9 protein-coding genes and 1 pseudogene are annotated in these 11832 nt (G+C 66.9%); 2 read left to right on the top strand and 8 right to left on the bottom strand.

Annotation, left to right across the window (positions count from 1 at the left end):
* Positions 1-71: 71 nt before the first annotated feature.
* A complete protein-coding gene (locus WS62_RS06070) occupies positions 72-1631 on the bottom strand; it encodes an acyltransferase domain-containing protein (protein ID WP_066569043.1) in 1560 nt (519 codons plus the stop codon).
* 583 nt (positions 1632-2214) lie between these two features.
* Between WS62_RS06070 and WS62_RS06065 the strand changes: the two genes are divergently transcribed.
* Positions 2215-4848, top strand: coding sequence for an MMPL family transporter (locus WS62_RS06065; protein ID WP_066568977.1), 2634 nt, complete (start codon positions 2215-2217; stop codon positions 4846-4848).
* A gap of 1 nt (position 4849) precedes the next feature.
* Positions 4850-5974 (top strand): MlaA family lipoprotein, encoded by a 1125-nt coding sequence (locus WS62_RS06060; protein ID WP_066568975.1) that lies wholly within the window; start codon positions 4850-4852, stop codon positions 5972-5974.
* A 117-nt stretch (positions 5975-6091) separates the two neighbouring features.
* Here WS62_RS06060 and WS62_RS06055 read toward each other — a convergent pair whose 3' ends face one another.
* From WS62_RS06055 to WS62_RS37295, 7 genes and pseudogenes are all read right to left on the bottom strand, one after another.
* Positions 6092-6655, bottom strand: coding sequence for a carboxymuconolactone decarboxylase family protein (locus WS62_RS06055; RefSeq protein ID WP_066568973.1), 564 nt, complete (start codon positions 6653-6655; stop codon positions 6092-6094).
* Between the two features lie 42 nt (positions 6656-6697).
* Positions 6698-8044, bottom strand: a complete 1347-nt coding sequence (locus tag WS62_RS06050; RefSeq protein ID WP_066568972.1) for an aspartate aminotransferase family protein — start codon at positions 8042-8044, stop codon at positions 6698-6700.
* On the bottom strand, positions 8041-9111 hold the full coding sequence (locus tag WS62_RS06045) for a C45 family autoproteolytic acyltransferase/hydolase (RefSeq protein ID WP_066568971.1): 1071 nt from the start codon (positions 9109-9111) through the stop codon (positions 8041-8043). The genes WS62_RS06050 and WS62_RS06045 overlap by 4 nt, the downstream gene beginning before the upstream one ends.
* A 12-nt stretch (positions 9112-9123) precedes the next feature.
* Positions 9124-9834 (bottom strand): glutamine ABC transporter ATP-binding protein GlnQ, encoded by a 711-nt coding sequence (glnQ, locus tag WS62_RS06040; protein WP_066568970.1) that lies wholly within the window; start codon positions 9832-9834, stop codon positions 9124-9126.
* Positions 9831-10487 (bottom strand): glutamine ABC transporter permease GlnP, encoded by a 657-nt coding sequence (gene glnP / locus WS62_RS06035; protein ID WP_066488107.1) that lies wholly within the window; start codon positions 10485-10487, stop codon positions 9831-9833. The genes glnQ and glnP overlap by 4 nt, the downstream gene beginning before the upstream one ends.
* A 64-nt stretch (positions 10488-10551) precedes the next feature.
* Positions 10552-11304, bottom strand: coding sequence for a glutamine ABC transporter substrate-binding protein GlnH (gene glnH / locus WS62_RS06030; protein WP_066568969.1), 753 nt, complete (start codon positions 11302-11304; stop codon positions 10552-10554).
* 188 nt (positions 11305-11492) lie between these two features.
* Positions 11493-11832: pseudogene (locus WS62_RS37295) on the bottom strand (hypothetical protein); the annotation flags it as partial.

Below are 11832 nucleotides of genomic sequence, written 5' to 3'. Positions count from 1 at the left end.
GGACGAGACTCTCCGTCTGATCCGGCCCTCTCCTCTCGTTTTTCTCGTGGCGCGCGGTGCGTGCGCGGCGCTCAGCTCATGACGAGCGCCGCCGCCTTGCCCTGGTGCTCATGGACGAAGTCGACGATCTGCCCCATCGCCTTGAAGTCGCCGGCGCGGAAGTTCGCCGGCAGCGGCGGCAGCCCGTAGCGGGCGCTGATCCGCTGGATGATCTCGGTCTGCTTGACCGAATCGATCCCGAGCTCCGCTTCGAGCTCGACCGTCTCGGTGAACACTTCGACCGGATACTCCATTGCCTCCGCGTAAATCGTGACGAGCTCGGTGAAGAGCCGGTCGCGCGGCACGTGCGCGGTCGGGGCCGCGGCGGGTGCGGCAGCCCCAACGGGCGCGGCCGGTGCTTGCGCGGCGGGCGCGGCCGGCGAAACGCTCGCCGCAGCCGCATGCGCGGCCGGCGCGAAACCGGCCGCGCCGCCGCGTTCGGTCACGATTTGCGGCGCGGGCGTCGCCTGCAGCCCCCGCGCGTCGAAGTAACGCTTGAGCTCACCCTTGATCTTGTCGACGATCCCCGGACCACTGTCGCGCCAGAACTCGTCGAAGTCGAGTTGCAGATGGCTTGCGCGAATGTCGTCGTTCATGACACTACCCCCATTGAAATATGCGAGAACGTTCTCCAGGCCGCCGAGTTCGTCTCCCACGCTCGACGCGCCCGGAAAGGTCTTGATGGCGCCGGGTCCCAGCGCGCGCACCGCGATCTTGCTGAGCGCATTCAGCGCACCGCACTCGACGAGCGCGCCGACACCGGCCGCTTTCAGTCTTGCGACCCCATCTCCGAACCGGACCGGCAATACGAGATGGCGCGCGAGACACGCGCCGAGATCGTCGGCTGCCGAGTAATAGCGATTCAATATCGGTGAATACACCGGATATTCGAGCGCTTTATTTTTATAAGCTCTCAGACGTCGTCCGAATTCAATTCGCGCATTTTCCAGATCGCCGTGATGAAATGCATAAGGAGAATTCAATATTTGCGCGAAGGTATTATTTCGAACGCAATAGGCCAAGAATTCTTCGACGTATTCTTGCGCGCCCGATACGACGGTCTGCGACGCATGATTTTCAACCGCGATCTGCACGCGCCCCTTGCGTTCTTCGGGCGCGCCGCGAAAGCATGCGGCGAGATGCGCGCGCACCGCGTCGGGTGTCGCGGACACGGCCGCCATCCGGCCGTCGGCGGGCGCGGCCGCGCGCAGCGCGTCGATCCGGTCGCAGACGATGTCGGCGCCTTCCTCGATCGAGAACGCGCCGCCGCACGTGAGCGCGGCGATCTCGCCGAAGCTGTGTCCGACGAGCACGTCGGGCCGCACCGCATGCGCGCGCAGCGCCTCGAAATACGAGATGGACGTCGCATAGATCGCGAGTTGCAGCAGATCCGGCGCGTATTGCAGGAGATCTTCGACGCCGATATGCTCGTCCCACAGCGTCGCGAGCAGCGGACGGCGCAGCCGTCGGATGGAAACGGCATCGATGGCTTGCATCGCCCGCTGCACCACGGGATACGCGCCGCTCAACGCCCGCGTCGCGCCCGCATGGAATGCGCCTTGCCCGGGAAACAGAAATGCAACTTGCACCATGTGATTGCCTTTGCCCACCACCAACGCCGAACGGCCCGATGTCGATCGGCCGAGAATTCGTCCCCTCAGCCTCCCGCTGATTATTTATTCGATTACGCATCGCGCCGGCGATATGCAATCCTTAATCCCATAATGCATTGGCGTAAAGTAACACACGCGCTTACACACCTATGTTCGCCAAACTACATATCTTCTGTGCGCATTTACGCGTCGAATAGGCATGACATCGCACCGCGCCGATCCGAACCGAAAGTCCATTTCGCGGCGCCGTTTGTTAAAAATGTTGAATTAAACGACTGAAAATCGATATTCACGCGCGGCGGCGCCGATTGGCGGCCGTCGCGAACGAATCGGCGCGCGCCGGCGGGCGGCCGCACGCGCCGTGTTCCCGCCGCACCGCCGCGTCGTTCCCCGAGCCCTGCGCCCGCCTTCGTGCCGCCTCCCGCCGCTTTCCGCCGCATTCCAACCCTATTTCGCAACAATCCGGCGAGATTCACATGCGCCGGAACCTTGCCGACTCTGAAACCCGCGCGCCGGTATACTTGGACACTTTGCCTTTCCGCAGCCCCCAACCCGCCGCCTCATGCTGACATCCGTCCTCGTCCGACTCGTCGCCTGGTCGGTGCGGCGCCCTATCTGGGTCGTCGTGCTGTCGCTCGTCGTCGCCGCGCTCAGCAGCGTCTACGTCGCACACCATTTCAAGATCAACACCGACATCAGCAAGCTCGTCGAGAACGACCCGCAATGGGCCGCGCTCGGCGATGCGATCGACGACGCGTTCCCGCATCGCAGCCAGACGATCCTCGCGGTCGTCGAGGCGCCCGCGCCCGAATTCGCGACCGCCGCGGCCAATGCGCTCGCCGACGGCCTGCGCCGCGAAACCGAAGCGGGCCGCATCGGCCAGGTGTCCGAGCCCGGCGGCGGCCCGCTCTTCGAGCACAACGGCCTGCTGTTCCTGCCCGAACAGGACGTCGCGACGACGACCGCGCAGCTCGCGAGCGCGCGGCCGCTCATCAACGTGCTCGCGAAAGATCCGAGCATCACCGGCCTCGCGACGACGCTGTCGACGACGCTCGGCGTGCCGCTGCAGTCGGGCCAGGTCAAGCTGTCCGGGATGGCGAAGCTGCTGTCGCGCAGCGCGGCGACCGTCGACGACGTGCTGGCCGGCAAGCCGGCCGCGTTCTCGTGGCGCGCGCTCGTCGATACTGACGCGGCCCGCGAGCCCGCGCGCACGTTCGTGACCGTGCAGCCCGTCGTCAACTACGGCGCGCTAAAGGCAGGCGAACAAACGTCCCGGACGATCCGCGCGACCGCGCAGGCGCTCCAGCTCGACAAGCGCTTCGGCGCCGTCGTGCGGCTGACGGGCGAGCAGCCGCTCGCCGACGAGGAGTTCGCATCGGTCGAAGACGGCGCGCTCGTCAACGGCATCGCGACGCTCGCGATCGTGCTCGTGATCCTGTGGATCGCGCTGCGCTCGAAGCGGATGATCGCGTCGGTGTTCGTCACGCTGTTCGTCGGCCTCGTCGTCACCGCCGCGCTCGGGCTGATAATGGTCGGCTCGCTGAACATGATCTCGGTCGCGTTCATGGTGCTGTTCGTCGGCCTCGGCGTCGACTTCGCGATCCAGTACGGCGTCAAGTACCGCGAGGAGCGCCACCGCGCGCCGAATCTCGAGCACGCGCTCGTCGGCGCCGCGCACGCGATGGGCGTGCCGCTCACGCTCGCGACGGCGGCCGTCGCCGCGAGCTTCTTCTCGTTCCTGCCGACCGCGTACCGCGGCGTGTCGGAGCTCGGCCTGATCGCGGGCGTCGGGATGTTCGTCGCGCTCTTCACGACGATGACGCTGTTGCCCGCGCTCATCAAGCTGTCCAAGCCGCCCGGCGAGCGCAAGCCGCCCGGCTTTCCGCGCCTCGCGCCCGTCGACGACTATCTCGACCATCATCGCAAGCCGATCCTGATCGGCACGCTCGCCGTCGTGATCGGCGCGCTGCCGCTCCTCACGCACCTGCGCTTCGACTTCAACCCGCTGCATCTGAAGGACCCGGGCAGCGAATCGATGGCGACGCTGCTCGCGCTGAAGGATTCGCCGGAAGCGTCGGTCAACGACGTGTCGATGCTCGCGCCGTCGCTCGCGGCCGCCAATGCCGCCGCGAAGCGTCTCGAAGCGCTGCCGGAAGTCGGCCGCACGACGACGCTGTCGACGTTCATCCCCGACGCGCAGCCGCCGAAGCTCGCGACGATCGCCGCGACCGCGCGCCAGTTGCTGCCCGCGCTCACGCAGCCGGCCGCGGCGCCCGCGCCCGATGCGCAGCGCGTCGCGGCATTGAAGCGCGCATCGGACCTGCTCGAATACGCGTCCGAAGACTATCCGGGCCCCGGCGCTGCGGCCGCGAAGCATCTGTCCGAATCGCTCGCGAAGCTTGCCGCCGCCGACAGCGCGACGCGCGACCGCGCGGAAAACGCGTTCTCCGCGCCGCTGAAGATCGCGCTGAATCAGCTCGCGATGCTGCTGCAGCCGTCGGAGATCACGCGCGAGAACCTGCCGCCGCAGATCGTGCGCGACTGGATCGCGCCGGACGGCCGCGCGCTCGTGCAGATTTCGCCGAAGGTGCCGAAGGGCGTTGATCCCGGCGACGACGCGATGCTGCGCCGCTTCGCGAAGGCCGTGAAGGCGGCGGAGCCGGGCGCGATCGGCGGTCCGATCTCGATCCTGCACTCGGCCGACACGATCATCCGCGCGTTCCTGCAAGCGGCCGCGCTGTCGGTCGTGTCGATCACGGTGCTGCTGTGGATCACGCTGCGCCGCTTCGGCGACGTGCTGCGCACGCTCGTGCCGCTCCTCGTGTCGGGCGTGGTGACGCTCGAGCTGTGCGTGCTGTTCGGGATGCCGCTCAACTTCGCGAACATCATCGCGCTGCCGCTGATGCTCGGCGTCGGCGTCGCGTTCAAGGTGTATTTCGTGATGGCATGGCGCGCGGGCCAGACAGGCCTGCTGCAGTCGAGTCTCACGCACGCGGTGCTGTTCAGCGCCGCGACGACGGCCACCGCGTTCGGCAGCCTGTGGCTGTCGCATCATCCGGGCACGGCGAGCATGGGGCGCCTCCTCGCGCTCGCGCTGTCGTGCACGCTGATCGGCGCCGTCGTGTTCCAGCCCGTGCTGATGGGCAAGCCGCGCACGAAGCGCGTGACGAATCAATTGCAAGGAATCGATGAATAAGATGCGAATTACCGCGTCGGCGCTCGCCGCCTGCCTGCTCGCGAGCGGCTGCGCGACCGGCCCGAACCGCCACCCCGGCGACCCGCTCGAACCGATGAACCGTGCGGTCTTCAAGTTCAACGACGCAGTCGACCAGACGGTCGCCGTGCCGATCGCGAAGGGTTATCAGAAGGTGACGCCGACGCCGCTGCGCACGGCGATCAGCAACTTCTTCTCGAACCTCGGCGATCTCGGCAACATCGCGAACAATCTGCTGCAACTCCGGATCACCGACGCGACGCAGGACGTGATGCGCGTCGCGATGAACTCAGTGTTCGGCGTCGCCGGGCTGATCGATGTCGCGACGCTCGCCGGGCTGCCGAAGCACCACCAGGATTTCGGGCTCACGCTCGCGCGCTGGGGTGTGCCGGCGGGCCCGTATCTGGTGCTGCCGGTCTTCGGGCCGAGCTCGTTGCGCGACGGCGTCGGCCGCGCGGTCGATGTCCGCTTCAATCTGCTGAACTACATCGAACCCGCCGCGCGCAATCCGATGTACATCGCGCAATTCATCAGCGCGCGTTCGGATCTGCTCGGCGCGAGCGACCTTCTGCAGCAGGCCGCGCTCGACAAGTACTCGTTCGTTCGCGACGCGTACGTGCAGCAGCGCCGCTCGCTCACGTATCACGGCAGGAGCGAAGAGGAATCGCTGCCGAACTACAACGAGCCCGGCGGCGAGCCGGCGGACGGCAAGGGCGGCAACGCGCCGGGCGGCTTGCCGCAGTATGAGGATCCGGGCGAGGGCGCGGGCGGCATGCCGCCGGGCGGCGGCGCGGAAGGCCGTGGGCGCGAGCCGGCGGGGCTGCCGCGGTATCAGGATCCCGGCGATGCCGGCGCGAGCGGCGGCGCGGCGGCGGAGCCGGCTGCGTCTGCTTCGGCGTCCGCTTCGGCACCTGCTTCGGTGCCTGCTCCGGCGTCTGCTTCGGCGTCTGCTTCGGCGTCTGCTTCGGCGTCTGCTTCGGCGTCTGCTTCGGCGTCTGCTTCGGCGTCTGCTTCGGTGCCTGCTCCGGCGTCCGCGCCCGCATCGGCGGCTTCTGCCGCGGCGCCGGCATCCGCGCCGGATGCGAAGGCTCCGTCGACGACGCACTGACGCACGCCCCGCTCATCGACACGGCGGCCGTTTCGAACCCGAAACGGCCGCCGTTGTCTTGTCCGGATGCGACGAGCGCGCGCCGCCCGTCTCATCGTTCCTTCGTTTTCCCTCCGACTATTCGGCGAACGGCAGCGCCGTCTGCCCGTCGGCGCGCATCTCGAATACGTTCAACGTCATCGCGACGAGCGCGTAATAGCCGAGCAGCGCGACGAGATTCACGATCACCTGGCGCCCGAAACGCGCGGCCGACGCGTCGTATGTCGCGTCGGATACACGCCTCGTCTCGTACAGCTCGGTCGCGAAGCGGAAGATCAGCGCATCGTCGGCGTCGTCGAACGCCGGGGCCGTGCCGGTTCGGATCGCTTCGGCGACCGCGGCGGGCACGCCCGCATCGAGCGCGATCGGATGATGGATGTGCCATTCCGCCTGCGAGCGCCAGCGCGCCGCCGTCACGAGGATCGCGAGCTCCGACAGCCGCAATGGCAGCCCGGTGCGATACCGGCAGAACGCGCCGAGCCGCTGCGCGTGCTGCGCGAGCTCGGGACTCGCGATCCAGCCGAGAAACGGCCCGTTCAGATTGCCGCGCGGCCCGCTCAGGATCTCGTCGAGCACCGCCTTCTGCTCGTCGGTCGCGGTCTCGCGCTGGAATTCAGGAAGCCTGTTCTTTGTTTTCGTCATGTCGGTTCACCGGAGCAAAAGGGGCGCACGTGCGCCCGCGCATCAACGCACGACTGCCGCGCCGATCGATGCGAGCGCCGCCTCGATCGCGCCCGCGAGCCGCTCGACGATCGTGCCGATCTGCTGCGCGGTGCAGATGAACGGCGGCGCGAGCAGGATATGATCGCCCGAATTGCCGTCGACGGTGCCGCCCATCGGATACACCATCAGCCCGCGCTGCATCGCTTCGCGCTTGACGATCGCGTTGAGCTTCTGCTGCGGCTCGAACGGCGCCTTCGTGTCGCGCTCGCGCACGAGCTCGACGCCGACGAACAGCCCGCGGCCGCGCACGTCGCCGACGTGCGGATGATCGGCATAGCGCTCGCGCAGCAGCGCACGCAGTTGCTCGCCGCGCGCCTTCACGTTGTCGAGCAGCCGATCCTCGGCGATCACGCGCTGCACTTCGAGCGCGGCCGCGCATGCGGTTGCGTGGCCGATATACGTGTGGCCGTGCTGAAAGAAGCCCGAGCCGCCGACGATGGTCCGGTAGATCTCGTCGCTGACGAGCGTCGCGCCGATCGGCTGATAGCCTGCACCGAGACCTTTCGCGATCGTCAGGATGTCGGGCGCGACGCCGTCCTCTTCGCACGCGAACAGATAGCCGGTGCGTCCCATCCCCGACATGATCTCGTCGAGGATCAACAGGACACCGTACTTGTCGCACACCGCGCGGATCTTGCGGAAATACTCGCGCACGGGCGGCACCGCGCCCGCCGTCGCACCGACGACCGTCTCCGCGACGAACGCCGCGACCGCATCCGGGCCGAGCTCGAGAATCTTGCTTTCGAGTTCGTCGGCAAGACGCTGCGCGAACGCCGCTTCGCTTTCGTCCGCGCGCTGCTCGCGATACGCGTGGCACGGGCTCACGTGATGGGCTTCGATCAGAAGCGGCAGGAACGGCGCGCGCCGCCACGCGTTGCCGCCGATGGCGAGCGCGCCGAGCGTGTTGCCGTGATAGCTCTGCCGGCGCGCGATGAAATGCCGGCGTGCAGGCTCGCCCTTTTCGACGAAGTACTGACGCGCGAGTTTCAGCGCGGCTTCGATCGCTTCCGATCCGCCCGACACGAAGTACACGTGCTCGAGCCCCGCCGGCGCGGCGGCGGCGAGCCGGTCCGCGAGTTCTTCGGCCGGCTGCGTCGTGAAGAAGGACGTGTGCGCGTATGGCAGTTGCTGCGCCTGCCGCTTGATCGCGTCGATCACGCGCTGATTGCTGTGCCCGAGGCACGATACGGCTGCGCCGCCGCACGCGTCGATGTAGCGCTGGCCGGTCGAATCGATGATCTCGATGCCGTCGCCCGCGACCGCGACCGGCAGGTTCGCGCGCGGCGCGCGATGAAATACGGTGGTCATGCGTGTCCTTCTTCGTGTCGAAGCGCCGGCGGACGCTGCACGTCCGCCGGCACGAATTGCTGAAAGCGCACCGAGCCTTGCTCGCGCACTTCGAACGCAACGCCATCGTCGCCGATCGAGAAGAGCGCGGTCGCAAGCGTGTTCTCGTCGTCGGGATCGTTCGGATCGTCGCGGTAGATCGGCAGGCCGTCGCCCGCGCGGTCGGCGAGCACGCGCCACAGCGCGGATGCGTCGACCGTCCCTTCGAGCGGCGGCAGCAGCTGCGCGAGCCGCGCTTGCCGATCGGCGGACGACGCGGTGACGATCTGCGCTTCGGTGTCGCCCCCCGGATGAATCAGATGGTTCGCGTGGCCGGACACGCCGTCGACGTCGAGCACCGACGTGCGCGCGACGCTCGCCTCGACGCTGACGACGCGCCGCTCGCCCGCGCAACCGAGCGTGTGATGGAAGCCGCTCGCGCGCGGCGTGTCGCACAGCATGCGCAGCGCGTCGTCGAGCGACAGCGCGTCGAGCACCGCGCGCGCGAGGATCATCCGCGGCACACCCGCGGCCGGACGGCGGATGCGGACATTATTGATCGCCTGCACGAGCCCCGCGCGATTCACCGCAAACGTATGGCCCGGCAGCGATCCCGGATAGTAGAAACTGACGAAGCCCGGCTTGCCGTCGGGCCGCACGTCGACGAGCATGCATTTGCCGCGCAGATGCGGATCGCCGTCCTCGTTGTGCGCGATCATCCGATCGCGCGGCGTGCGCACCGCGAGCGTCGTGCAGCCGTCCGGCGCGTTGTGGATCAGCTCGCCGCGGCAGTTCCAGACGAACACGTCTTCCGCATGCCAGCCGAGGCCGGCCGCGAGCCCGTCGAGCTCGGCGACGAGCGCCGGAAAAAACGTCTCGGCCGCGCGACGCAGCTCGGCGACGAACGGGTGGCCGCGCCAGCGTGCGACCGCGCGCCACGCGCTGCTCTGCGCAACGTACGCATCCATCATCGGCCGGGCGAGCTCGCCGAGCTGCCGGCCGAGGTCATGCGGCGAACCCGCGACGACGACGGGCTTGAGAAACTTCATCGGTTGTCCTGATCACGAAACATGTTTGAGAAAATCCTTCAGGCGCGGCGTCGGCGGATGATCGATCAACGTCCTCGGATCGCCGTCCTCGGCGATGCCGCCCTGGTCCATGAACAAGAGCCGCGTGCCGACCTGCTTCGCAAAGCCGATCTCGTGCGTGACGACGATCATCGTCATCCCTTCGTTCGCGAGATCGCGCATCACCTTCAGCACTTCGTGGCGCAGCTCGGGATCGAGCGCCGATGTCGGCTCGTCGAACAGCATCAGCTTCGGCTTGATCGCGACGCGCTGCTGCTGGCCGCCCGACAGTTCGGACGGATAGTGGTTCGCGCGTGCCTCGAGGCCCACTTTATCGAGCAGCGCCATCGCCTGATCGCGCGCCTGCGCGCGCGACGCGCCGCGCACCTGGATCGGCCCGAACATCACGTTCTCGAGCGCGGTCATCTGCGGAAACAGATTGAACTGCTGGAACACCATCCCGGCTTCGAGCCGGATGTTGTGGATCACCGCGGCCTTGCCCTTCACGCTCTGCCCGTCGACGAGCAGATCGCCGCCCGTGATCTTCTCGAGCACGTTGATGCAGCGAAGCATCGTCGACTTGCCCGAGCCCGACGGTCCGACGACGACCACGACCTCGCCCGCGTCGATGCACAGGCTGATGTCCTTCAGCACCGGCACGTGACCGAAGCTCTTCGACACATTGCGGAATTCGACCATGCTCATAAGATGCGCATCCTTCTCTCGACGAAGCGAAGCGTGAGCGTCATCACGCCGGTGAGCACGAGATAGATCGCGGCGACCGCGGTCCAGATCTCGACCGCCTGGAAATTGCCGGCGATGATTTCCTGCCCCTTGCGCGTCAGCTCGCCGACGCCGATCACGATGAACAGCGACGTGTCCTTCAGACTGACGATGCATTGGTTGCCGAGCGGCGGAATCAGCCGGCGGAATGCGAGCGGCCCGACGATCTTCACGAGCACGCGCGGCATCGACAGCCCCATCGCAAGCCCTGCTTCCGTCAAGCCCTTAGGAATGGAAAGCAACGCGCCGCGCACGACCTCGGCAAGATACGCGCCCGAGTTCAGCGTGATCGCGACGATCGCGGCCGTCAGGCCGTCGATCCGGATATGCGCGAGCAGCGGCAGCGCGAAATAGAGGAACATCACCTGCACGACGATCGGCGTGCCGCGAATCAGTTCGATGTAAACCTGCGCGAGCACGTTCAGCACGGCAGGGCCGTATGCGCGAAACATGCCGGCAACCATGCCGACGAGAAAACCGCCCGCCAGCCCGAGCAATGCGATGAAAACCGTGAGCTTCACGCCGTCCATCAAGTCCGGCAATGCAGCCCATATCGCTGACCAGTCGAATTGCACATCCAGCTCCCGATTGAGTTCCGATCGACGCGGCGAAACACGCCGCGCCGGCCTGATGCACCGCTTAGGACTTCGGCGGCTCGGAGCCGAACCACTTCTTGTAGATCTTCGCGTAGCGGCCGTCGGCCTTCATCTTCGCGAGCTCGGCGTTGACCTTCGCGACGAGCGGGCTGCCCTTCGGGAAGCCGATCCCGTACTTGTCGCCGCTCACCGGCGTGCCCGCGGCCTTCACGCGGCCCTTGCCCTCGTTGTTCACGAAGAACAGCACGTTCGGCGTGTCGTGCATCGCGGCATCGACGCGGCCGGCTTCGAGCGCGAGATACGCCTGATCGATGTTCGGGAACTGCCGGATCTCCTTCGGCTTCAGGTGCGCCTTGATCCAGTCGATCGTCGCGGTGCCCGTCTTCGCGGCGATCACCTTGCCGTTCAGGTCGTCGATCGACTTGATCGTCGTGTTGTTTGTCTGGACCATCGCGGCGAGGCCGCTGTCGTAGTACGGATCGGAGAAGTCGATCGCCTTCTTGCGCTCCGCCTTGATCGTCATTCCGGACAGCGCGACGTCGATGTTCTGCGTTTGCAGCGCCGGAATCAGGCCGGCGAAGTCCATCGGCTGGATCTTGTAGGTCCAGCCCGCGTCTTTCGCGATCTCGGCCCACAGGTCGAGATCGAAACCGACGTATTTGTCGCCTTGCTTGAACTCGAACGGCATGAACGAGGTGTCGGTGCCGACGACGAGATCCTTCGCCTGCGCGCCGGCGAGGCTCGCGCCGACGAGCGCGACCGCGACGACTGTCTTGATGAACGAACGGCGTCCCATGATTTATCTTCTCCGCAGTGAGTGGCGATGCCCCGATCTGGCCGGGGAACGGCGACGAACACCAGCCGCACCGCAACACGCGATGTCGTTATTGTAATTCGTGCAACATGTGTTGTCACGACGGATGCTACGCCGCCAAAAAAGAAAACAACAGGAATTTGCGTCGCGAAAAACCCTAGGTGGGAGGATCAGTCGGTCGATGGGAAGGGTGGCGGAATTACCCGGCGCGCCGGCTGACGCGAGCGCGGAGTGGGGACTTCGGCCGGGGTCGGACCGATTCGAACCGGGGCCGGCGGCATGCGTGAGCCGCAGAGCATGGGGAGCGGCGCGCACGGCACGAGACGGCGGCGGCGGTCTGGGCAAGCGACGATGATAGTCGGAGATCGGGACTGCGAATCGTTGGCTTCGGCTTCGGCTTCGGCTTCGGCTTCGGCTTCGGCTTCGGCTTCGGCTTCGGCTTCGGCTTCGGCTTCGGCTTCGGCTTCGGCTTCGGCTTCGGCTTCGGCTTCGGCTTCGGCTTCGGCTTCG

This window comes from Burkholderia sp. ABCPW 14 (assembly GCF_001523835.1).
GTDB lineage: Bacteria > Pseudomonadota > Gammaproteobacteria > Burkholderiales > Burkholderiaceae > Burkholderia > Burkholderia mayonis.
This window is presented reverse-complemented; position numbering and strand designations above follow the sequence as displayed.